The following is a 25138-nucleotide window of genomic DNA, read 5'->3' as shown; positions in this document are numbered from 1 at the left end:
CTTGTTACATATTAAGCGTCATTGTATTGGTAATGAGCTTTTTTCCGTGTAAGGATAAAAGCTCACCAATTACTCGGGGCATCGCTGTGAAAATTAAAAGTACATTAAACGGTCAGGAACGTAAACAAACCAATAACGAACAGTGCTCTCCCTTTTGGCCGTGTTCAACTTGCCAGGCCCCGATTATTGCCAAAACTTGTTTCCTGAGTATCATAATTTTACCAAGAATAAAAAAACTTTACACTCGGCTTTCGACCGAAGAAGTGTCCTATAGGGCATTAGCCATATGGCAGCCGCCTAAATCCCGTTCGTAGATCCGTGAACCCATGCCTGTCCGCATGGAATGTCTATTTATTAAACTTTATTAGAAAGGTATGGCTCGAAAAAAAAGAGCATTGCCGAATAAAAATCGTGTTATTTATTATAACAAAAAAAGTTATGCCCGCCCGAAATGGATGCGTGTATTACGAATCATTTCGATGATCATTGTATCTATCGTATTGATTTTAGCGATGATCGGTATTGCCATCAGATATTACCACATGGTTTCAAAGCATTAAATTACTATGTTAAACAAAATAATAGAATTTTCGATAAAAAATAAATTTATCATAGGCCTGATGACGCTCGGCCTCATTCTTTGGGGAATATGGAGCGCAATGCAGTTGCCTATAGATGCGGTGCCCGATATTACCAATAACCAGGTACAGGTTATAACGGTCACACCAACCCTTGCTTCCCAGGAAGTGGAGCAATTTGTCACTTACCCTATAGAACAAAGTCTGGCCAATTTGCCGGACGTGGAAGAAATGAGGTCCATTTCTCGGTTTGGCCTGTCTGTAATTACGATTGTGTTCCACGACGATGTCAATGTCTATTTCGCAAGGCAGTTAGTTAGTGAGAAGCTTAAGGAGGCGGAAAGCAGGATGCCCCAGGGCGTAGGCAGCCCGGAATTAGCACCGGTAAGTACAGGCCTTGGCGAAATATACCAATACATCATCCGGCCCAAAAAGGGAAGTGAACATAAATACACAGCTATGGACCTGCGCACTTTGCAGGATTGGGTTGTTGTGCGCCAGCTTTATGGTACACCCGGTGTAGCCGAAGTTAACAGTTTCGGAGGATTATTAAAGCAATACGAAGTGGCTATTGATCCGTCCAGGTTAAAAGCACTCAACATCAGTATACCGGAAATATTCACGGCACTTGAGAAGAACAACCAGAATACAGGTGGAGCCTATATCGACAAAAGTCCCAATGCATATTTTATCCGGGGGATAGGGCTGGTCAATTCTTTAGAGGATGTCCGCAATATAGTTGTCAAAAATACAGGCACACCTGTGCTTGTTAAAGATGTAGCGAATGTTCGGATAGGAAATGCTATTCGCTACGGGGCTGCGACATTCAATGGTAAAGAAGAGGCGGTAGTTGGGATCGTCCTGCTGTTAAAAGGTTCCAACAGTTTTTCAGTGGTGAAACAGGTAAAGGAAAAACTGGAGACTATCAAAAAAACATTGCCCCCCGATATAGAGATTGAACCGTTCTTAGATAGGACAAGTTTGATTGATCGTGCGATATCGACGGTTGAACATAACTTGGCCGAAGGAGCGCTGATCGTCATTATTGTACTGGTTTTATTTTTAGGCAATTTCCGGGCTGGACTGATCGTAGCATCCGCCATTCCGTTATCCATGCTGTTTGCACTCTCTTTAATGAATGTTTTTGGCGTTTCTGCAAATCTAATGAGCTTGGGGGCAATAGATTTTGGCCTTATTGTAGATGGCGCTGTTATTATTGTGGAAAGCGTCCTGCATAAATTAGCTTCACATCAGGGGGAGTCTAAGCAATTGAAATATAGTCAAAAAGAGATGGACCAGACGGTAGAAGGAAGCGCCAAACAGTTAATGAACTCTGCAGCATTTGGCCAGATCATCATCCTCATTGTTTATCTTCCTATACTATCCTTACAGGGAATTGAAGGGAAGATGTTCAGACCAATGGCCATGACCGTAGGATTTGCTATAGTTGGCGCGCTGTTACTTTCCCTAACCTATATTCCAATGATGTCTGCGTTATTTCTTTCTAAAAATAAAGTGCATAAGGCGACTTTTGCGGATAAAATGATGATATGGATCCAAAAGCGATATGATCCGTTACTGAATTGGGCCATAAAAAGAAAGATTGCGGTTGTATCCGTTGCTGGCGCTTTGATGCTAATAGCCTTTTTCATATTCAGTAAAATGGGCGGCGAATTTATTCCCCAGTTAAAAGAAGGCGATTATTCATTTAACGTTTTAATGCCCCAGGGCACGTCACTTACCCAAAGCATTAAAACGTCTATGCAGGTAGAACGTATTATTAAAAGTTTTCCTGAAGTAGAATCTGTTGTTGGAAAAACCGGAAGTTCTGAAATCCCAACGGACCCAATGCCACCTGAAATGACCGATATGATCGTCAAGATGAGACCCGAGGATGAATGGAAATCAAAGATGGATTTTATTGAACTAAGGGAAGCTATTGAAAAAAAATTGAATGTGATTCCCGGGGTTTTTGTAGAAGGAAGCCAGCCTATTCAGATGCGTTTTAATGAACTGATGACTGGGGTGAAACAAGATGTCGCCATTAAAATATTTGGTGAAAATATGGACACGTTGGCTTCTTTAGCACCTAAAGTAGGTAAAATAATCAGTTCTGTACAAGGTGCAACCGCGCCGCAAATAGAGCGCACCGGCGGTCTCCCGCAGATCAACATCCTCCTGGATAGAACTAAGATCGCCAATTACGGTTTAAATATTGAAGATGTTAATACCGTCATCAGTTCAGCATTTGCTGGTAAATCAGCAGGAGTAGTATTTGAAAATGAACGGCGATTTGACATGGTTATCCGTTTAGATACTACATTTAGAACCTCAATAGAAGACGTAGGGAACTTGTATGTTGCCACTCCTTCCGGAATGCAAATTCCCCTGAGCCAAATTGCCAGTATTAATTTAAAAGAAGGCCCTGCCCAAATAAGCCGGGAATCCGGTAAACGGAGGGTCGTCATTAGTTTTAATGTTCAGGGCAGGGACGTTGAAAGCGTAGTGAAGGACATTCAGGTAAAATTAAATGGAATGAAACTACCCCAGGGCTATTATCTGACCTATGGAGGAGCGTTTGAAAATTTGCAGAAAGCGTCCGCAAGATTAAAGATCGCGGTTCCATTGGCCCTATTTTTAATTTATCTGTTGTTGTTCTTTGCTTTCAATTCCTTTAAGCAGGCTACACTGATCTTTACGGCAATACCAATGTCTGCCATTGGTGGTGTCGCAGCCCTGCTCGTTCGTGGCATGCCTTTTAGTATCTCGGCGGGTGTAGGCTTCATAGCGCTTTTTGGGGTTGCGGTATTGAACGGTATTGTGCTTATCGGCACATTTAATCAACTGGAGAAAGAAGGCGTAGCTGATGTTCTTAAGCGGGTGTTAGTTGGCACCAGTTTACGGTTGCGACCGGTGCTAATGACTGCTACCGTGGCTTCGCTCGGATTTTTACCTATGGCGCTTTCAACAGGTGCAGGTGGAGAGGTACAAAAACCATTAGCTACAGTAGTGATCGGAGGATTAATAACTGCTACTTTTTTAACCTTGGTCGTGCTGCCTTTATTGTATCTGCTTTTTGCAAAGAAAACGAAGAATTTGCCTGGCAAAGGTGTTGTTGCCACCGCGGTTATTTTCCTCTCATTTTTTGGCATGAGCCAAAAAACATATGCGCAGCAAATACCTGTAAGAGGTATTGACACTTCTATGCGGGGTAACCTTCAATTAAAAGTATACCAACTGCAATTGAACAAATCTCAAACCTTAATTGGAACCGCCAATCAACTTCCCAAAACAGGCATATTTGCCGAAAATGAAGATCTGCGGTCCGGAAAAAATGTCGACAATCCAAACGGCGTTTTAAAAATAGGCTTATCCCAGGCTTTGGAATGGCCGGGCGTTTATAAAGCGAGGAGAAACTTACTTGAAGAACAGTCTAAATACGACCAGCTCACGATCAATCGGTCACGTCTGGAAATTCGCCGGGATATCAGAAAAGTATATTATACGATCTGGTATTTACAGGAGCGTAAAAATCTTTATACAAAGCTGGACAGTATCTACACGACAACCTATCAGGCCACGAGGTTAAAAGTAAGAGTCGGTGATGTCGCAGGTCTGGATAGCATAGCCGCTGAAGCGCGTTTAAGAGAACTGGAATCGCAGATAAAACAATTTAACAATGACATCCGCATTCAGCAACAGTCCTTAAGGCAGCTTACCGGCAGTGAAAGCGACTTATTTTCGGAACAGGGGCCCTTGGAAAAGCTGCCGATAAGTGCTTATGCCGCCGCAATCGAAAGTCATCCTCAAATACAACTGCAACAGCAAAATGTTGCCATCGCGGATGCGGGATTACGACTGCAAAAACAATCGCGCTACCCGGATTTTGAAGGACGGTTTTTCTCTCAGCGGCTTTATGGTATACAAAACCCTTATTCAGGATTTTCTGTAACTGCCCGGATTCCCATTTTCACCAGGGGTTACCGTACGATGATCAAAGCGGCAGAAATTGAGAAAAATGTTCAGGAGCAGCAATTAAACCTGGAAAGGCTTAATCTGAATACGGCTTACTTACAGGCTGTACAAAAGCTTGAGCGATCAAAAGCAAGCTTGACTTTTTATGAAACTACCGGCCTGAAGCAGGCCAATGCGATTGTAGCGGCGGCAACGTTGGCCTACCGTTCAGGCGAAATAGGCTTTGCCGAACTATCGCAGTTTATTACCCAGGCGATAGACATTCAACGAAATTATTTGGATGTTTTGAATGACTACAATCAAGCGGTTATCGAAGTAAATTATTATATCAATCAATAGAAACATGAAAGCAATTACTATAGTATATTTTCTGCTGGCCTTGACCCTTTTCACGGCCTGTACCAATAGCAAAGATAAAGGCGGCTCTCCGGAGAAAACTGAAGCGGCAAAGGACACCGCTGCACCTGTTGCGGATAACCCGGACAACGTTGAACTTACCGACGAGCAGATGAAAGCCATCGGTATCGAACTGGGCCATATCGAACCGCGGGGGATAACTTCCTCTTTTAAAGTGAACGGTGTTTTAGAAGTCCCAAATCAATTTAAAGCTAAAGTCACCTCATCCTTCAACGGTATCGTTCGTACCCTCACGATAGTACCGGGTAGCCTTGTCCGAAAAGGCCAATCTATCGGCACTATTGTCAACCCGGATCTGGTCAATATGCAGCAACAATATTTAACCGTCAATACTAAGCTCAACCTGGCTAAACTGGAATATGACCGGCAAAAGACTCTCGTTACCGGAAATGCCGGTGCCCGAAAGAACCTGCAGCAGGCGGAGAGTGATCTTAAAACATTGGATACAGAAAAAGATGCGCTGTATACTCAGTTGTCAACCTTGGGCATTTCGCCGGAGAGCGTCGCAAGCGGCAAGATCACTTCCAGCTTAGCTGTCAGGGCACCGGTAACCGGCACCGTCAGCAAGGTAAGCGCAGAGATCGGTACCTACACGGATGCGAACACCGTCATAGCGGAAATAGTTAATAATGACCGCTTACAGGCAAAATTGTTTATGTATGAAAAAGACCTGCCTAAGATCCACCTAAATCAAACTATCCGTTTTAATATAACGAATAACCCTGCCAGGGAACAGCAGGCCGTTATCAACGCCATTGGGACGGCCTTTGAAGACGGCTCCACGACCATTGCAGTAAGGGCAGGTGTGCTAGGGGACAAAAAGGGCATGATTGAAGGCATGAGCATCAATGCAATGGTGAATGTGGGTAATGCTGTGGTGCCTTCGCTGCCGGATGAAGCCATTGTGACCTATCAGGGCCAGGACTACATTTTTGTTCAAGTGAGCGAACAGGGCAATAATGAAAAGACGTCAAGCGAATCCAAAGGAAAACCGGCAAAAAGTTCCGTGACAGCGGCGGAAGCAAATGAACGGAAAGAACCCAGATTGTCCTTCAAAAGGGTGAAGGTGGTGAAGGGTGCAAGTAATATGGGCTATACAGAAATAAAGCTGCTGGAAGAAATATCACCAACTGCGAAAGTTATTACCAAAGGGGCATTTTTTGCCTTAGGCAAAATGACCAACGCGGGCGAGGAGGGCGAATAACTACCATGAAAATTTTAGATATGGATATGAATTTCGAACTCGTCATGGTGGGTAAACTTTTTGTAGCCTTTATTTTTGGCGCTTTCATAGGTTATGACCGGGAAAAACAAGGAGCCGATGCGGGTATCCGTACTTACGCCGCCATCTGTTTCGGTTCTACCCTGTTTACCGCTATAGCAGACAGTTTTAATGACATTACTTCTGCCTCCCGGATCATTGCCAACATCATTATCGGTATTGGTTTTTTAGGCGCTGGTATTATTTCCAAAAACGAAGGTGCTAACGGGGCGTATGGCTTAACTTCCGCAGCAACAGTTTGGTGTACAGCAGCAGTTGGTGTTACTGTGGGATTGGACATGTTTATCATTGCCGTGGTAGCCTCGTGCATGCTATACTTTCTGCTGTCTCTGGACAGGCAATTATGGTATAAACGATGGAAGGAAAAAATAAAAATTAAAGCCGCTAACTGATATCCTATACCCGGAAAGATTTCCGGGTATAATTTCATTTTAGTTAAAACCCCCACTTATCGGTGAGTATTGACGGTACATTAATTAGATACGACTTATGAATAGCCTCTTAGGTTTCAAAATATTATTTATAATCAATCCCGGGTCTGGGTGCAAGGACATAGACTGGCATACCATTATTAAAAACTTTTTTAAAACTTCCGATCATGCCATTGAATTATTTCAGCTAACCGTCCCCTGTCATCCCGAAAGCATTCAGGAAAAGATTAAGAGTTACCTACCGGATAAAGTTGTCGCTGTGGGTGGCGACGGAACGGTTAAAATGGTGGCGCAATATTTACAAGAAACGCAAATCCCGCTGGGTATTATACCGGCAGGCTCTGCTAACGGCCTGGCGAAAGAACTGATGATACCGGAAGATCCCATCCAAGCCCTTGACGTCATTGTAACAGGCGGAACGAAGCGCGTACACCTTGTCAGAATCAATGATCATCTGTGTATCCATTTAAGCGATATAGGATTCAATGCATACATGATAAAAAAGTTCGACACCGGTAACGACCGCGGAATGTGGGGCTATGTGAAAGCATCGTGGAAAGTCTTTTGGAATAAGCCCACCGTTCGCGTAACCATTCAGACCGATAGCACCTCTATCAAAAGGTATGCAGCAATGATTGTGATCGCAAACGCGACCCGATATGGTACAGGGGCGTTGATCAACCCAATCGGCAGGCTGGATGATGAGGTTTTTGAGGTGATCATTCTCAAAAGGATTTCAATAGCTGAGATCTTTAAAATGATGATCACACACACGCCCTATGATTATAGAAAAACGGAGATCCTGCAAACCAAAACATTGTTTATTCAAATGGAGAAAACCGCTCATTTTCAAGTTGACGGGGAATATTTAGGGGTCTTAAATCAAATCAGGGCACATATATTGCCAAATGCTTTGACGGTGATCATCCCTTAAGCGTATTTTTAAACAATTCATGTTACTAGTAAAAATTAAAAATGATATGAACATACTTAAATTAATTGCCCATTACAAGCTTTATATTTCCTTATTAATCGCGTTTGTTTTTTTGATGAGTCAATACAAACTGTCATGGCCCAGTTCTTTTTAGGATTACCTGGCTGGGGTATTCCATTAGCAGTTTGGCGCTTTCCTGGCTCCCGATCATGACAATGGCACAAGGCGATATAGGTAGGTGTTCTAAAAGTCAGGATTCCAACCGAATGCTGGTATTTGGATTTATTTTAACGCGATTATTGTCGCACTAAATGCTGTATCGTTTCCGGATTGCGGCAAAAGAAACAGAGTTAGTGTTGTACGAAAAGTTTGCCATTTCCAAAACAAATCATTTTAAACATGTTATTATTATTTCCACATTATGAAAAAATTTTATTTGTCTGTTGCGTTTGCTATCGCAGCTACCTTATTAGGGGTGGTTGTGCGATTGGCAGATCTGCACCCTCCTTCGATTATAGCTACTGTTGTTTTTTTTTTCGCATTGTTGGGTGCGGGCTTCCTGCTATCGTGGGGATTGGAATCCGCCGAGAAGTTTGTCGCGAAAGGCCTGGCCATTGCAGTATTAGCCCTGATCACAGTACTTCCCGAATATGCAGTAGATATCTATTATAGTTTTCAGGCAGGCCGTCATCCAGGGTCAGAATACGTGGGCTTTGCCGCTGCGAATATGACCGGTGCCAACCGGCTTTTAGTAGGATTGGCCTGGCCTGTAATTGTTCTACTCTACTGGTGGCAAAATAAGAAAAACAGTGTAACACTGGGCAACTCGAATTTCAAGGAAATAGGGTTCTTATTTCTTGCAAGTATATATTCATTTTTCATCGTCCTGAAAAATAAAATTGATCTTTGGGACACCCTTATTCTCATTATTATCTACTTTATCTACTTATGGCAAACCGGTAAGGGATCTAATGAAGAGCAAGAAGCGGAAAAAGAAATCGGGCCAGCCGCCGCTTTAACTAATTTGTCAAAGCAAAAGCAGTATATAATTATCACCGTTCTGGGTGTTTATGCCGCATTTGTTATTTTGTTATCAGCAGAACCATTTGCTGAATCGTTGATCGCTACAGGCGGGCAGTTGGGGCTAAATAAATTTTTGCTGATCCAGTGGCTGGCTCCGCTGGCTAGCGAGGCGCCAACAATTATAATAGCGATTCTACTAACCCTCGCCCTCAAACCGGAATCCGCCCTATCTGCACTGATCAGTGATAAGATTAATCAATGGACTTTGCTCGTTGGAATGATTCCGCTTGCTTATTCTATAGGCGGTGGAACATGGGGGCATTTACCCTTGGATGCCCGGCAAAGGGAGGAGTTTTTTTTAACCGCAAGCCAATCGCTATTTGCCCTCTCTCTTTTATTGAATTTGAAATTTTCCCTTAAGAAAGCGCTATTACTGCTTTTTCTTTTTGCCGTCCAACTCTTAATTGCTTTTATTTACCGGAACGACGAAATTACCACGATCCATTCGTTAACCTATCTCTCCTGGTTATATTTGATTTTAGCGTTAGCTACGGGCGTTCAGCAGCGAAAAGAAGTGATTAACTACGTTTTAAGTTTAAAAAGACCTTAATAAACCGGTAATTTAAAACAGCACACAATTGGTAGAAAAATGAAAACAGGTAAAAATGAAAGAAGTGTTCGAATTTATGATGGGTATGGCTACACTGATAAGTTTTTTATATCTGGTCATGTTCTAGTAAAAAACAAAACCGCACTTCGTCCTTTTACCAACAATCCGTTTTCAAATGCTTTTCAAATGCTAAAATTGTTCTCCGTTAAACCCTTAGCGAATGTGAGGGTTCAATTAATATGGAAGCATCACGAGCTGTACGCAATAACCAGAAATGATGGTTTCTTTCTGTTTGAATGGCAATCAATTGCTAAAGTGACTTCCGGCTGGCATAAAGTTAAAATTAGTGTTTTAGATGAAAATGAAAACAAGCAGGTAACAGGTGAAGGTAGGATTTATGTACCTCATTCAACCCAATATGCTTTTATATCTGATATAGACGACACTATACTGGTTTCTCATTCTTCCTACCTTTTGAAGAAGCTAAAGACGCTGTTGACTAAGAACCCCTATTCAAGGAAAGTATTTGACGATGCAGTTGAACATTACCGTTTATTGTCTTTGTCGCACACCGATGGTTACCTAACAAATCCTTTTTTTTATATCTCAAGTAGTGAGTGGAACTTATATGACGACCTGAAACATTTTTTTGCTATCAATAAACTGCCGCAAGGTATCCTCCTGTTAAACAATCTTACTTCATGGCACCGCCTTTTAAACAAACGCAAAGCTAAGCACGATGGAAAATTGATATGGATAATAAGGATATTAAATGATTTCGCAAATCAAAAGTTTGTCCTCTTGGGGGACAATTCTCAAAAGGACCCTATGATTTACGCTGCTATCGTAAAGAAACACCCGAAACGCATCATTGCAGTGTATATTAGAAATATTAATCCCGCTAAAGAAAAATTTACAATGGATTTATTATCAGAAATCAAAAATCTTGGAATAGACACTTGTTTTTTTAAAGAAAATAGCGAAGCAATCTTACATTCAAAAAAAATTGGTCTCATTAATTAGTAAACGATTTTTTAATCCTTAATGTTTATCTGCTATGGAAAAAGCTATTTTTTCAATACCCAAAATGGATTGCTCTGCCGAAGAGCAACTTGTCCGCATGAAGCTTGACGGCGACGAAGCTGTCAAAAAACTTGATTTTGACCTGTCCGGACGCCAGCTTACTGTTTTTCACGAGGGCGATACAGGTGCTATTGATCAACAGCTGAGGGAACTGAATCTAGGTGCGAAGCTCTTGCAGACAACAGATTTGGGCGAAGTCGACGTCGAACTTTCGCTACCAGGAGATACGGCTGCTGAAAGACGGCTGTTATGGATCGTATTTGCAATCAATTTTGGATTTTTTGTGCTAGAAATCGTAACTGGCTTTATTGCCGATTCTATGGGCTTGGTTGCCGATAGCCTGGATATGCTCGCTGATGCTTTCATCTTTGCAATGAGTTTATTTGTTGTAGGTAAAGCAGTAAGCAGTAAAAAGAAGGTGGCCGCAGTAAGCGGTTATTTGCAGCTGGCCCTGGCCGTCTATGGGATGATCGAGGTCATACGACGGTTTGCCGGCCATGACGAAACGCCCAACTATCAGATCATGATTGCTGTGTCTGCTTTTGCACTTGCAGGCAACGCCTTAACCCTGTATCTGTTACACAAGGCGAAAAACAAGGAAGCCCATATTCAAGCCGGTTCGATTTTTATATCAAACGATGTTGTTATCAACGCCGGTGTGATAGTGGCAGGTATCCTGGTATATCTGGTTCACTCCAGAATCCCAGATCTTGTGATCGGCACCATTGTATTCGTCATTGTTGGTTTCGGCGCTTTCCGGATATTGAAACTTGCGAAACCCTGAGTATTGGCAATCAAATTAATGAGTGCTGACTTCAATTTACCTGCTTTATGAAAATAGCAATAGTACAGCAAAACTACCACATTGGTAATTTCGAGCATAATAGGAATAAGATAGTAAAGGCCATTGAAAAAGCAAAAAGCGATCAGGCAGACCTCGTCGTCTTTTCGGAATTATGTGTTTGTGGTTACCCACCGAGGGACTTTTTGGAATTCGATGACTTTATCGCAAATTGTTATGAGAGCATTGAACTGATCAAAGCGCATTCTAATGGCATTGGTGTAATAATCGGTTCTCCTCAGCGAAACCTTATACCCGAAGGAAAAGACTTGTTTAACTCGGCTGTTTTCCTACATGACAAGCAGATCATCGGTGTGGCGAACAAATCCTTGTTACCAACCTATGACGTCTTTGATGAATATCGGTATTTTGAACCGTCCAACGAGTGGAAGGTCATTGAATTTAAAGGAGAGCGAATTGCCCTAACGATCTGCGAAGATATCTGGAATCTCACTGAAAATCCGTTATACCGGGTTTCCCCAATGGAGCTGTTGATCAGGGAAAATCCCACGCTATTGATAAATGTCACCGCTTCCCCCTTTGACTATGACCATGATGATGACCGAAAAGAGATCATCCTGGCAAATATCCAAAAATATCATATTCCCATCATTTACTGCAATACTGTCGGAGCGCAGACTGAGCTTATTTTTGATGGCGGTAGTTTGGTTTTTGACAGATCAGGCAAGCTCTGCAAAGAACTCAAGTATTTTGAGGAAGATTACTACCTGGCCGTAACGGAAAACATCACCGATGCTCCAGCTGGCGAAGCAGATAAATATAAGTTTGTCGATGAGCGGGTAGCCAGGCTGAAAGAAAGCAATAAAGTGCTCACTTACTTAACCACCGACAAGAATATTTCACAGATCTATAACGCTCTTATTTTGGGCATCCGCGATTACTTCACCAAAATGGGTTTCTCGAAAGCTACACTCGGTGCAAGTGGCGGTATCGACAGTGCAGTGGTACAGGCATTAGCTGTAGCAGCCTTAGGAAAGGAAAATGTACACGTACTCCTCATGCCTTCCCAATATTCATCCGGCCATTCTATAGCCGATGCCGAGCAGCTGAGCCAAAACCTGGGCAATGCGTACGAGGTACTGGCCATAAAGGATATTTTTGATCAATATCTTACGACACTGCTACCGGTATTTGAAGACCTGCCTTTCAGTATTGCAGAGGAAAATCTCCAGAGCCGGATACGGGGCAACCTTTTGATGGCCTTTGCGAATAAGTTTAGCTATATTCTTTTAAATACGTCTAACAAGAGCGAACTGGCTGTGGGGTACGGAACCTTATATGGGGACATGGCTGGGGGCATATCAATTTTAGGCGACCTTTATAAAACGCAGATTTTCGCGCTGGCAAAATTTATCAACCGCGGGGATAACATCATTCCTGAAAACATTTTAACAAAAGCGCCGTCGGCGGAGTTGCGTGAAGGCCAGAAAGATACGGATGCGCTTCCGGAATACGATGTATTGGATCGTGTTCTGTATGAGTACATTGAACGTAGAAGAGGACCGAAGGATATTATCAATCTGGGATTTGAAATACCTGTCGTCGACCGTATTCTGAAGTTAGTCAATACAGCGGAATTTAAAAGGAATCAATTTTGCCCGATTCTGCGCGTTAGCCGAAAAGCTTTCGGGGTAGGCAGGCGGATGCCTATTGTAGGAAAATATTTGTCATAGCAAATAGAGGGGACCTTTCTTAAGATCAAACATCATCAGTTGAAACTTCGAGAAGCCATATTAACCATCGCTTCACTAACTATGTTACAGTTCTAATCTACTTTATTTGGTTGATTTTAATCTTTGTATCAATTTTAGGATCGAAGTACATCTATTTTATGTTAGCAAGTGGCGGGATGATATGAGTTTAGCACACTATTTGCTCTTTAAGTCGAATTTGTATTTACTAATTTAGTTGTGTATTTTTGCCAACAATGAAATTTGGGAGTTTAGTTATGTGCGTTGTTATACTTGTGCTGGGCTTGATGCCTTGCAAAGATTCTAATGCCGCGTCTAAAATCTCAGCCAAAATAACTCTTGAACAAGGCCACGGAGAATCAAACCCGCTGCAAGATCATTGTTCCCCATTTTGTCAGTGTTCCTGCTGCAATACACCATCACTAACTGCTGTCACGCCCTTACTATTTTCTATACCAGGAGAGGTGTTGCATTTTTATCCTCATTTGCCGACATCTAAGATCAAAACCAGGAACATAGATATTTGGCAACCGCCCAAATTGATTTCTTAAAATTTCGCTTCTTTCTCATGCAAAATACATGAGATTCCTATTTTTCAATTTATTAATCAGGTATGGCTCGAAAAAAAAGAGCAATGCCAAACAAGCACCGTGTAGTTTACTACGGTCGAAAGACTAGACCTAAACCGACTTGGATGCGCGTTATCAGAATTATTTCACTGATCATTATTGTGATCGTGATGGTTCTGGCCATTATAGGCATTGCTATGAAATATTACCATATGGTAACTAAGCATTAAAAATTCTCATGTTAAATAAAATAATTAATTTTTCCATCAACAATAAGCTGGTCATCGGGCTATTTACGCTCGCCCTGATCGGATGGGGTATTTATTCCCTCAAGCAACTTCCCATAGATGCCGTTCCGGATATCACCAATAACCAGGTCCAGGTTATCACCCTCAGCCCCTCGCTGGCTACGCAGGAAGTTGAACGACTTATATCTTACCCTGTCGAACAGACCATGGCGACGATCCCCGAAATTGAGCAGGTACGTTCGCTATCCCGGTTCGGCCTTTCGGTGGTGACCATCGTTTTTCACGATAAGGTCGATATTTATTGGGCCCGGCAGCAGGTTAATGAAAAACTGTCCGAAGCGAAAAACAATATTCCGGCAGGTTTAGGTAATCCGGAAATATCACCGATCTCTACCGGACTCGGGGAGATCTACCAATACGTGATCCATGCCAAGCCGGGTTATGAAAAGAAGTATGACGCGCGTGAGCTGCGCAGTATCCAGGACTGGATCGTCCGCCGGCAGCTGCTTGGAACGCCCGGAATTGCAGAAGTGAACAGTTTTGGCGGTTTATTGAAGCAATATGAAATCGCTCTTGATCCGGATAAACTGCGCAGTCTTAACTTAAGCATCAGCGACGTATTCAATGCCCTGGAACAAAATAACCAAAATACAGGCGGAGCTTATATAGACAAAAAACCAAATGCTTACTTTATTCGGAGTGAAGGGCTGGTTGGTACGATTGATGATATCAATAAGATCGTAGTCAGGAACAATGCAAATGGTTTACCTGTACTCATTAGAAATATCGCTACCGTCGGGATCAGCAATTCCATACGTTATGGTGCATTAACCCGGTCTACAGCTAATAGTGAAGGAGAAGCTGTCGGCGGCATTGTCATGATGCTGAAGGGCGCTAACGCCAATAATGTAGTTAAGCAGGTTAAAGAAAAGATCGCGCGTATTAACAAAACCCTGCCGGAGGGCGTGACCGTAGAGCCGTTTCTTGACCGTAGCGCATTGGTTGATCGTGCGATAGGCACCGTCGCAAGAAATCTTATCGAAGGAGCACTGATCGTTATTTTCGTGCTGGTGATATTCCTGGGAAACATCAGGGCAGGATTGGTCGTTGCCTCCGTCATTCCCCTGGCCATGCTTTTTGCCATCTGTCTGATGAACGTCTTTGGGGTCTCAGGAAACCTGATGAGCCTCGGTGCGATCGACTTTGGTTTGATCGTTGACGGGGCGGTGATCATTGTCGAAGCGACGATGCATATGCTGGCGATAAACAATCCCGGACGCCCTTTTACACAAAAGGAAATGGACGAGCAGGTGGAGCAGTCTGCCGGAAGAATGATGAGCGCAGCTGCATTTGGTCAGATCATTATTCTGATCGTCTATCTTCCTATCCTGGCCCTTGTAGGAATTGAAGGCAAAATGTTTGGGCCTATGGCGCAAACCGTATCGTTTGCCATCCTTGGCGCATTCTTGCTTTCGTTGACCTACGTGCCCATGGTTTCGTCATTGGCGTTAAGTAAAAAGCAAAGCCATAAAAAGAATTTTTCCGACCGGATGATGGACGCTATTCACCGCCGTTATTTGCCATTGATCAAAGGCGCGCTTAACAAACGGTTGATCGTTGTCGGCAGCTCGGTTGCTTTGCTCATCGTCAGCATATTCATCTTTACCCGTATGGGCGGTGAGTTTATTCCAACACTGGAGGAAGGGGATTTTGCAGTAGAGACACGGTTATTGACCGGCAGCTCACTGACGCAAACGATTGACAAAGTAAACCAGGCTTCGCAGATACTGGTAAAAAAATTCCCAGAAGTTAAAGAGGTGATCGGAAAGATCGGAGCAGCAGAGATCCCGACTGATCCCATGCCCATGGATGCCTGCGATCTTACCGTTATTCTGAAGGATAAAAAAGAATGGACCACAACCCACAGCCGGGAAGAATTAGCTAATCTTATGGCAGAGTCTTTAGAGCAGGTTCCGGGTGTCACGTTCGGCTTTTCACAACCTATCCAGTTACGTTCCAACGAGCTCATCTCAGGTGTGCGGCAGGACATCGGCATTAAAATATTTGGTGATGACCTTGACGGGCTAACTGACCTTTCCAGGAAAATTGGCAAGATCGTAAGTTCTGTTCAGGGAGCTAAAGATGTTTATTTGGAACAGGCAACCGGCCTGCCACAGATCGTAGTTAAAATTAACCGGGATAAGGTCGCCCAATACGGCCTGAGCATTGGCACCGTTAACCAGGCACTTAATACCGCCTTTGCCGGTCAGTCGGCCGGTTTGGTCTATGAAGGTGAAAAACGCTATGATATGGTGGTTCGCCTTTCCCTGGCCAATCGCCAGGGTATCGATGATGTCAAGAACTTATACGTAAGTGCTCCGAACGGGAATCAGGTACCCATGGAACAATTAGCGGATGTATCGTTTGAGATCGGGCCTAACCAAATCCAGCGGGAAGATACGAAAAGACGCATTATCGTCGGGCTGAATGTCCGTGGCCGCGATATTCAAAGTGTCGTTACCGAGATCCAACAGAAGATAGATCAGCAGATCAAATTACCCCCTGGATATTATGTTACTTACGGCGGCCAGTTTGAGAACCTTAAAGAAGCGACCAAGCGCCTTTCGGTAGCTGTACCAGTGGCGTTATTACTGATCGTTTTGCTGCTTTATTTTTCATTCGGTTCATTCAACCAGTCTTTGCTTATTTTCTCGGCTATTCCAATGGCTGCCATCGGCGGTATCTTTGCCCTGCTTATCAGGGGGATGCCGTTCAGCATCTCAGCAGGCGTTGGTTTTATTGCCTTGTTCGGTGTGGCTGTATTGAATGGTATCGTACTGATCACGGAGTTTAACCGCCTGAAAAAATCGGGCAAGAACGATTTGAAGGCTATTGTTCTGGAAGGCACTGAAGTCCGGTTGCGGCCGGTGTTAATGACCGCCACAGTCGCCTCACTGGGTTTCCTGCCAATGGCCATATCTACCGCCGCAGGTGCGGAAGTCCAAAAGCCATTGGCAACCGTTGTTATCGGCGGACTGATCACTTCTACTATTTTAACTTTAATTGTTTTACCCGTGTTATATACTTATTTTGAAAAATGGCGTGATAAAAAAGTCAAAGCTATCCCGGCTGCCATCATTGCGGTATTGGTTTTATTCGGAGTGCCCGCCAGGGCGCAGAATGTGCCGTCTCAGCCACTCAATATTCAACAGGCGATCAGTACGGCTGTTATAAATAACCAAAACGTGCAATCATCGCGACTGCAGATCACGCAGCAGCAAGCACTTAGAGGTAGCGCTACTGAACTTGGTAAGACGGATTTTAATATCCAATATGGCCAGATTAATAGTGTAAAAAGGGATAATAATATCAGCATTCAGCAAAATATCCCTTTCCCCGGCTTATATAAAAACCAACGTGAGGTGTACAATGCGAGAATCGGAGCTGCCGAGATCGGTCTTAATGTTACCAAAAACCAGCTTACCTACGAGGTCAGGCAAGCGTACACACAACTAGCCTATTTCGTTGCCTTGCAAAAGTTGTACTTCAGCCAGGATTCTATTTACAGCGCGTTTTTAAAGGCCGCGGATCTGCGCTATAAGACCGGTGAAACGAACCTGCTGGAAAAGACCACTGCGGAAACGCAATATAACGAGGTTAAAAACCAGATGATGAAAAATCAGTCTGATATAGTGGCTGCTAAGTCTGAATTAAGGCGCTTGATGAATACGACGGACAGCATACTTGTAACACCGGTACAGTTTGTTAAGACAACGGATGCAGTCCCCTATGCAGACAGTAGCATTGTAAGGAATCCATCGCTCGCCTATCAAAAGCAGCAAATCGTCATTGCCGACAAGAATATCAACCTGGAAAAATCACGGTCCGGGCCGGATTTTACTGTAGGTTATTTTAACCAGTCCATAATTGGCGTACAAAGTATCAACGGTCAGGACCGGAACTTTACTGGCGCGAACCGCTTCCAGGGAATACAAGCCGGTATTTCGGTACCGTTATTTTTCAAACCCTACGCGGCACGGATCAAGGCAGCGAAGATTGACAAACAGGTTTCCGAATCCCAGTATAATCTTTACCAGGTCAACCTGCAAAGCCAGTACCAGCAAGCCTATCAGGACGTACTGAAGAACGCGCGCAGCATTGAATACTACGAAAAAAGTGCGTTGCCTAATACGAACCTGATCCTGCGACAAGGCCAGATCGCTTTCCAAAGTGGTGATATTGGCTATGTTGAATTTTCTCAGGCGCTCCGCACTTATTCTGAGATCAGGTTTAATTACCTGCAAGCAATTAATCAATACAACCAATCCGTTTACACGCTCCAATACCTTAGCGGCTTTTAATTAAATATATGAAATTTACCACTCAATCCATAGGAAAATTGGCTGTTATGATAGCCATCCCATTTGTCATTAGTTCTTGCGGCAGCAAACCGGCCGAGACCTCAACGGGCGAAGCCAAGCCGGATACGGCTCATAAAGAAGATAAAAATACTGTAGAGGTGACCGCCGCGCAATATAAAGCGATCGGGATCAGTTTGGGTTCAGCTGAACCTAAGAATCTTGCCGGATTACTGAAAGTTAACGGCTTTATCGATGTCCCGCCACAGAATTTGGTTAGCATAACCACCCAAATGGGGGGAATTGTCAAATCTACCCCCTTATTGCAGGGAAGCAGTGTCAGCAAAGGCCAGGTTATTGCCGTCCTGCAAAATCAAGACTACGTGCAGCTACAGCAAGATTATCTGGAAAGCAAAAGCCAGCTGGAACTAAGTGATGCCGAATACAGACGGCAGCAAACTTTAGCCCAGCAAAACGTGAATTCACAAAAGGTGTTACAGCAAGCCAAAGCACAATATCAAACCATGCTGGCCCGGGAAAATGCGCTGACGCAACGCCTCCGGCTGATCAACATCAGCCCTGAAAGACTTTCGGCAGGGAATATCCGAAGCTCAGTCAATATTTATGCCCCCATCAGCGGCTATGTGACCAAAGTGAACGTGAACACCGGAAAATTCGTTGCACCGAACGACGTGATGTTTGAGATCGTCAATAGTTCAAATCTCCATGTCGAACTGAATGTTTTTGAAAAGGATGCCGAAAAAGTTAAACCCGGACAAAAGGTGCGCTTTAACCTCTCTAATGATTCGACGGATCGGGTAGCCACTGTTCAGTTGGTGGGACGAGAGGTCAATACGGATAAAACAATAACGGTACATGCTATTGCCGAAGGCAGTATCAAATTTATCCCGGGAACTTATCTGAAAGCCTATATAGAAACCGGCAGCAGTCAGGTCACCGCATTACCGGAAACCGCGATTGTTGATTTTCAGGGGAAAAAATACGTTTTTGTACACACTGAGGTGAAGCAAAGCAGTAGCCACCAGCATGAACAAAGCGAAGCAGAGAGTGTTAAAGAGGCGGCAGGCGAATCTTTTCATTTTGAAATGGCAGAAGTCACCACCGGTATATCCGATGGAGGGTTTACTGAAGTTCAATTGCCAGCCGACCAGTCTTTGAAAGGCAGGATCGTATTAAAAGGTGCATATGACCTTTTATCTAAAATGAAAAACAGCGAAGAAGAATAGTCCGTATGACGGGCCTGTTTAAATATTTAATATCTCAAACTATGAAAAATAAGAATGATGAACAGCCGGTTAAAAATGAACAGCCGGTCAAGAAAAAAGCAGGCCCTACCGCGGAAAACACAAAAAAACGGCAACCTGACGAAAAAGAAAAGTTAAAAGACGGCCATCCTGATAAAAAGCATGACCATGACCATGCAGAGAAAGGTCATGACCATGAGGAAGGCGAAGGCCACGACCACGAGCATGGCGGCATTTTTGGAAAGAACACGGAAATGATCTTTGCGATCATATGTGGCGCGGCGCTTGGCGCAGGTTGGGGATTGTCTTTTGTTACCGGCTTGCCTTCATGGGTAAGTTTGTCCTTATACATTGTCGCTTATTTCTTCGGCGGCTTTTTTACGGCTAAAGAAGCTGTCGAAACCATACTAAAAGGTGGATTTGAAATTGACTTCCTGATGCTTGTAGCTGCCATCGGTGCGGCGATCCTCGGCGCGTGGGTTGAAGGAGCGTTATTGCTTTTCCTGTTTAGCCTCGGCCATTCCCTGGAGCATTATGCGATGGGTAAAGCCCGGAAGTCGATTGCGGCGCTTACCAGTCTCGCCCCGCCCACAGCCCTTGTTTCCAGGGACGGAAAGGAGGAAGAAGTGCGTATCGAGGAATTGATATTGGGTGACATCATTATCATTAAACCCAACAGCAAAATACCTGCTGACGGCGTAGTGGTCAAAGGTGAAGGCAGCGTTAACCAGGCACCGATTACCGGCGAAAGCATACCGGTCGATAAGTCCCCCGTTCCCGATGCCAGCAAAGACTTCGCCAATGAAGCGACGATCAAACCGCAGTACAGGGTATTTGCCGGAACGATCAACGGCGCATCGGCATTGGAAGTAAAAGTCATTAAAGAAGCTAAAGATTCTACCATCTCCAGACTTGTCAAGATGGTCAATGAAGCTGAAAAACAAAAATCGCCGACGCAGCTGTTTACGGATAAGTTCGAAAAATACTTTGTACCGGCCGTATTGATCCTGGTAGTTGCCTTATGCTTCGCATACCTGGTGATCGATGAACCGTTCAGTAAAAGCTTCTACCGGGCGATGTCCGTACTGGTAGCAGCCAGCCCTTGCGCGCTGGCCATATCTACACCGAGTGCCGTCCTTGCTGGTGTAGCCAGGGCCGCCCGCGGTGGAGTGCTGATCAAAGGCGGGAGACCCTTGGAGGATCTGGGTTCCCTGAATGCTATCGCATTCGACAAAACTGGAACACTAACCGAAGGCAAGCCACAACTGACCAACGCCATACCTTTCGAGAAGATCACAGAAGAAGAATTGCTTACCCTTGCCGTAGCCGTGGAAAAACTCAGCGACCACCCGCTTGCTGAAGCAATTGTTAAAGGCGCAATGGAAAAACTCAAGAAAGCCCATATACCCGAGGCCCATAATGTCAAAGGCATTACGGGGCGCGGCGTTCAGGCCGAGGTCGGCGGGAAAAAAGTGCTGATCGGGAACAAAGCGTTATTTGAAAAAAGCATACCCGTTGAGGTTCTTAAACAGGTTGAAGAACTGGAAAAGCAAGGGCATACCACCATGCTGGTTAAAAGGGAAAAGGATTTCATCGGGCTGTTATCATTGATGGATGTGCCCCGCAAAGAAGCTAAACATGTACTTTCAGAGCTAAGCAATCTCGGCATTAAAAAAATGGTCATGCTCACCGGTGACAACCAGCAGGTGGCAGATGCCGTGGCAAAACAAATAGGCATAACCGAAGCCTGGGGCGACCTGATGCCTGAGGACAAGGTAAAGTCAGTTCAAAAGCTGGACAAAGCTGAAAAAATGGTGGCCATGATCGGAGATGGTGTAAATGATGCACCAGCCATGGCTAAAAGTACGGTGGGCATCGCTATGGGAGCCGCAGGTTCTGATGTAGCATTAGAAACTGCTGATATCGCCTTGATGGGCGACAAATTGGAAAGCCTGCCATTTGCTATCGGACTGAGCCGTAAAGCGAAAGGTATCATCAAACAAAACCTCTGGATCAGCCTGGGAATGGTGGCAGTGCTTATTCCGCTCACTGTTTTGGGCATCGCTTCAATAGGACCTGCTGTGATTGCTCATGAAGGTTCCACCTTACTGGTCGTCTTTAATGCCCTCCGCTTGCTGGCCTATGACAATGACCATAAAAATATAGCTAAATCGAAAACCAAAAAGGATGTTTAAAAAAGTCAAAAAGTTCTTCGGCGCGTTAGGCCCCGGGATCGTAACAGGTGCGAGCGATGATGACCCATCAGGTATAGCGACCTATTCACAGGCAGGTGCAAAGTACGGCATTGCCACTTTATGGACAGTGCTCATTACATTCCCCCTGATGGCCGCTATCCAGGAAATGTGCGCCAGGATCGGTCTGATCACCTCGGCCGGGCTCACGACAACCTTAAAACAGCATTATGGCAAACCGGTGTTGTACCTCATGGTGCTTTTCAGCGTTCCGGCGATCATTTTGAATATAGGCGCAGATATTGCCGCCATGGGTGCCGTTGCGAACCTGCTCGTTCCTGCAGTGCCGTCATTTTATTTCAGTGTTCTGTTTACCGGTTTGCTGTTATTTTTTATTATTTACCTGCCTTATCAAAAGTTCGTTGCAGTACTGAAGTATCTGTGCCTTACATTGTTATTATATATAGCGGTTCCGTTTTTTACAAAACCGGACTGGGGTATAGTGCTAAAGCAAACACTGATGCCGACCATTAAATGGAATAAGGATTTTGTTGGTGTCCTGGTCGCCATATTGGGAACCACGATATCACCCTATCTTTTTTTCTGGCAAACCGCTATGGAAGCCGAAGATGTAAGGGCACTAAAAAGACAGGTGATGATCAATAAACGCTTACTGACACTCAGCGATGATTTTCCTGATGACGGAAAAAAACGTGAGGCAAAGTTGCTATCCATGCTCATCCAAAAAATGGGCATTGATGTGAACCTGGGCATGTTCTTGTCTAATATGATCATGTTTTTTACGATCCTGGCAACAGGAACTGCGCTGTACAGCCACGGGATAAGGGATATCAACACTGTCGAACAGGCCGCAAAGGCCTTGGAGCCTGTAGCCGGGAAATTATCCTATCTGCTTTTTGCGGTCGGTATTATTGGCACGGGTTTCCTGGCTATCCCGGTTCTGAGCGGATCATTGTCTTATATCGTAACAGAAACCTTTGGCTTGAAAGGCAGCCTTGATAAGAAGTTTCAAAAGGCCAAAGCATTTTACGGTATACTTATCGTTTCGGTCTTACTCGGCCTAAGCATCAACTATTTCGGGATCAATCCGATTAATGCGCTGCTGTATACGGCTATCCTGTATGGGATCACCTGCCCCGTAATTATTGCTATTGTACTTCACATTGCGAACAATAAAAAGGTAATGGGGGATTATACCAATAAATGGCTGTCTAATACCCTGGGCGGTCTTTGCCTGCTCGTCATGACAGCGGGCGCTGTCTTCCTGGTTTACCTGCAATTCTGGAAATGATGATAAAGGCGATAGATATGCGATTTCCGGTGATCTTGGTTGGCTTGGTCTTCTTCGGACTGATCGCTTTTACCTGTATGGCCAATACCGCGCTCTTAATTCAATTGACCTCGATCAACCGGGAGGTCGGTCAAACGATCAACAGTACAAGGTTTACCTTTATGGACTCGCTTTCGCCGCACTTTGGTAGTTATTCCTTTTGGATACCCTTCTATTGTTCCGTGATCCTCCTGCTGATCGGGTTTGATCGCGTAAAGTTTTTGAAGACCTGCGTTTTGATCACTGTCTATCTTGTCATTGCCGGTGTGACAGCCTACGGTTTGGACAGCATCGGCGAAAGGCTTTTTTTGCAAAACTGTGCTGGCTTCCATTATAAATATACAGCTCTTATTCCTATGGATTGTTCACTGGTTTGCCTTAATGCTACCCTTGCGTTTGGCGCAGCTATTTTCGTAAGCCTTTACCTCGGCAAAAAATTCGTTATAATTAAAGTTTTGTTATTGCTTTTTGCGCTGATCATTATTTACAATCTGATCTATGCTGGTGATGACCTGCCAGCCAGTTTAGCGCTTGGTATGATCACCGGGCTACTCTGTGCATTTGCCTGCCGGGTTGGGTTCAAAAAGTTAGAAGCAGATGAAAGAATTTAAAATATAAATATGAACGCTAAGGAGATCTTATTTTCGATAATCCCGGTCTTGCTGCTTTTCACCGGCGGCTTAATTGCTTTATACCGTCCGCCCGGTGCTGCGTTAAAAAGTTTTGTGCTTCACTTTGCTGCTGGTGTGGTGTTCTCGGTCGTAGCTGTTGAGCTTTTGCCGGATATGATTAAGATACATGATGCGAAGTCTATTATTATCGGCTTTACCTTAGGTATCACGGCAATGCTGTTGATCAAACATAATACCGAGAAACTAGCGAATAAAGAAAGCGATGTAAAGAAAAGTAAAGCACTACCCTGGGGAATACTTACCGCTATCGGCGTTGACCTTTTACTGGATGGCATTTTGTTGGGTATTGGCTTTGCAGCCGGTGCAAAAGAAGGTGTGCTGCTCGCTTTAGCGCTCGCCCTGGAATGCTTTTCTTTAGGGATGGCTACCGTAACTACTTTGCTGGAGTCTTCCTTATCGAAAAAAACAGTCATCGGCATCTTAGCTGGATTGAGCTCGCTGTTTATTGTTGGCGCTTTGATCGGCTTACTGTTACTACACGCCGCAGGTGATAAAGTATTGGAATTGATTTTATCGTTTGGTTCGGCCGCACTTTTGTTTCTCGTTACTGAAGAACTACTGGTTGAAGCGCATGAAGAAAAGGATTCGCCTTTCTACACCGCTGCCTTTTTTGGCGGCTTTTTAATTTTTATGATCCTGGGAATGGTATTTAACCAGGAGCAAAAACACCTATCAACAATATGATCACAACTAAAAAATTCAATATCAACCGCGTGGATGCCAACCATAAGGTCTATGTTTCTTTAGGTCTGGCTGCAATATGTTTCTTTTCGACGCTCGGCAGCATCTCCGGTTCCGTCCATTTCATGGTGACCTGGCTTACCTATGCGGTCGCTTCATTGACATTATCAGGTTTGACGATCTTTAACATCCATCCTGCCGATGTGCACCGGGAAGCTCATGCACAGGATTCCAGCCGTACGATCGTTTTTGTTTTTGCCGTGTTCGCCTCTTTGGCCAGCCTGTTGGCCATATTAGTACTATTGAGGTCAACGGGCGGTGATACTACCCAGCGGCTAACCCTGCATGTCTTGCTTTCTTTGGCCTGCGTGGTCAGTTCCTGGGTACTGGTACATACAATATTTACTTTCCGTTATGCCCATTTTTATTATTGCGATATAGACCAGGATGCTGACGGTAAAAACCTTAAACCTGGCGGCTTACAGTTCCCGGATGAAGACAAACCCGACTATCTTGACTTCAGTTATTTTTCTTTTGTGATCGGCATGACCTTTCAGGTCTCCGATGTACAGATCACCTCCAAAAAGATCAGACGGCTTGCGCTCATGCACGGTTTGTTATCGTTTAGCTTTAACACCGTTATTGTTGCATTGAGTATTAATGTGGTTGCCGGTTTAATGCAAAAATAGAATGAATAGTAACAATTAAAAACAACAGCTATGGTTTGGAATAATGAGCACTATCCCTTTGAAATGAATGACCTGGAACCTCACGTAAGAGAAAAAGCGATCCAGATCGCCAACAAAATGAAAGAAGAGCGGACAGTGTCGGAATTATCTATTGTACCGGAAGCGATCAAGCAGGCACAGGAATGGTTTTTAGATATGGAGGGTTAA

General features: G+C 44.1%; 18 protein-coding genes. All 18 read left to right on the top strand.

Annotated elements, in window-relative coordinates:
* The first annotated feature begins 374 nt into the window (after window positions 1-374).
* The 18 genes from J3L18_RS26260 (at window position 375) to J3L18_RS26180 (ending at window position 25138) form a co-directional block, all read left to right on the top strand.
* On the top strand, window positions 375-560 hold the full coding sequence (locus J3L18_RS26260; RefSeq protein ID WP_129568252.1) for a hypothetical protein: 186 nt from the start codon (window positions 375-377) through the stop codon (window positions 558-560).
* A gap of 6 nt (window positions 561-566) precedes the next feature.
* The gene (locus J3L18_RS26255) at window positions 567-4892 is read left to right on the top strand and encodes a CusA/CzcA family heavy metal efflux RND transporter (protein ID WP_129568251.1); all 4326 of its coding nucleotides are present in this window, start codon (window positions 567-569) and stop codon (window positions 4890-4892) included.
* A gap of 4 nt (window positions 4893-4896) precedes the next feature.
* Window positions 4897-6174: an efflux RND transporter periplasmic adaptor subunit gene (locus J3L18_RS26250; RefSeq protein WP_129568250.1), complete on the top strand. Its 1278-nt coding sequence runs from the start codon at window positions 4897-4899 to the stop codon at window positions 6172-6174.
* Window positions 6175-6179: 5 nt separating this feature from the next.
* Window positions 6180-6644, top strand: coding sequence for an MgtC/SapB family protein (locus J3L18_RS26245; protein WP_223266106.1), 465 nt, complete (start codon window positions 6180-6182; stop codon window positions 6642-6644).
* 97 nt (window positions 6645-6741) lie between these two features.
* A complete protein-coding gene (locus J3L18_RS26240) occupies window positions 6742-7617 on the top strand; it encodes a diacylglycerol/lipid kinase family protein (protein WP_129568249.1) in 876 nt (291 codons plus the stop codon).
* A 421-nt stretch (window positions 7618-8038) separates the two neighbouring features.
* Window positions 8039-9250, top strand: coding sequence for a calcium:cation antiporter family protein (locus tag J3L18_RS26235; protein WP_129568248.1), 1212 nt, complete (start codon window positions 8039-8041; stop codon window positions 9248-9250).
* Between the two features lie 39 nt (window positions 9251-9289).
* Complete coding sequence (locus J3L18_RS26230; protein WP_129568247.1) at window positions 9290-10273, top strand: App1 family protein phosphatidate phosphatase; 984 nt, start codon at window positions 9290-9292, stop codon at window positions 10271-10273.
* 34 nt (window positions 10274-10307) lie between these two features.
* Window positions 10308-11117: a cation efflux transmembrane domain-containing protein gene (locus J3L18_RS26225; protein WP_129568246.1), complete on the top strand. Its 810-nt coding sequence runs from the start codon at window positions 10308-10310 to the stop codon at window positions 11115-11117.
* Window positions 11118-11164: 47 nt separating this feature from the next.
* A complete protein-coding gene (locus tag J3L18_RS26220) occupies window positions 11165-12868 on the top strand; it encodes an NAD+ synthase (RefSeq protein ID WP_129568245.1) in 1704 nt (567 codons plus the stop codon).
* Between the two features lie 254 nt (window positions 12869-13122).
* Entirely contained in the window at window positions 13123-13437 is a 315-nt protein-coding gene (locus J3L18_RS31130) for a DUF6660 family protein (RefSeq protein WP_369074294.1), read from the top strand.
* A 256-nt stretch (window positions 13438-13693) separates the two neighbouring features.
* The gene (locus J3L18_RS26215; protein WP_129568244.1) at window positions 13694-18064 is read left to right on the top strand and encodes a CusA/CzcA family heavy metal efflux RND transporter; all 4371 of its coding nucleotides are present in this window, start codon (window positions 13694-13696) and stop codon (window positions 18062-18064) included.
* A gap of 8 nt (window positions 18065-18072) precedes the next feature.
* The gene (locus J3L18_RS26210; protein WP_129568243.1) at window positions 18073-19308 is read left to right on the top strand and encodes an efflux RND transporter periplasmic adaptor subunit; all 1236 of its coding nucleotides are present in this window, start codon (window positions 18073-18075) and stop codon (window positions 19306-19308) included.
* A gap of 5 nt (window positions 19309-19313) precedes the next feature.
* Window positions 19314-21521 carry a heavy metal translocating P-type ATPase gene (locus tag J3L18_RS26205; RefSeq protein WP_223266105.1) on the top strand — a complete coding sequence of 736 codons (2208 nt, stop codon included), beginning with the start codon at window positions 19314-19316 and terminating at the stop codon, window positions 21519-21521.
* On the top strand, window positions 21514-22830 hold the full coding sequence (locus tag J3L18_RS26200; RefSeq protein ID WP_129568242.1) for an Nramp family divalent metal transporter: 1317 nt from the start codon (window positions 21514-21516) through the stop codon (window positions 22828-22830). Before J3L18_RS26205 ends, J3L18_RS26200 begins: the two co-directional genes overlap by 8 nt.
* Window positions 22827-23480 carry a hypothetical protein gene (locus J3L18_RS26195; protein ID WP_166091206.1) on the top strand — a complete coding sequence of 218 codons (654 nt, stop codon included), beginning with the start codon at window positions 22827-22829 and terminating at the stop codon, window positions 23478-23480. The genes J3L18_RS26200 and J3L18_RS26195 overlap by 4 nt, the downstream gene beginning before the upstream one ends.
* A gap of 9 nt (window positions 23481-23489) precedes the next feature.
* Window positions 23490-24245: a ZIP family metal transporter gene (locus tag J3L18_RS26190; RefSeq protein WP_129568240.1), complete on the top strand. Its 756-nt coding sequence runs from the start codon at window positions 23490-23492 to the stop codon at window positions 24243-24245.
* A complete protein-coding gene (locus J3L18_RS26185; RefSeq protein WP_129568239.1) occupies window positions 24242-24931 on the top strand; it encodes a DUF1345 domain-containing protein in 690 nt (229 codons plus the stop codon). Before J3L18_RS26190 ends, J3L18_RS26185 begins: the two co-directional genes overlap by 4 nt.
* Before the next feature lie 30 nt (window positions 24932-24961).
* Entirely contained in the window at window positions 24962-25138 is a 177-nt protein-coding gene (locus J3L18_RS26180) for a DUF2188 domain-containing protein (RefSeq protein ID WP_166091207.1), read from the top strand.

It is taken from the genome of Mucilaginibacter gossypii (genome assembly GCF_017569325.2).
Taxonomy (GTDB): Bacteria; Bacteroidota; Bacteroidia; order Sphingobacteriales; family Sphingobacteriaceae; genus Mucilaginibacter; species Mucilaginibacter gossypii.
This window is presented reverse-complemented; position numbering and strand designations above follow the sequence as displayed.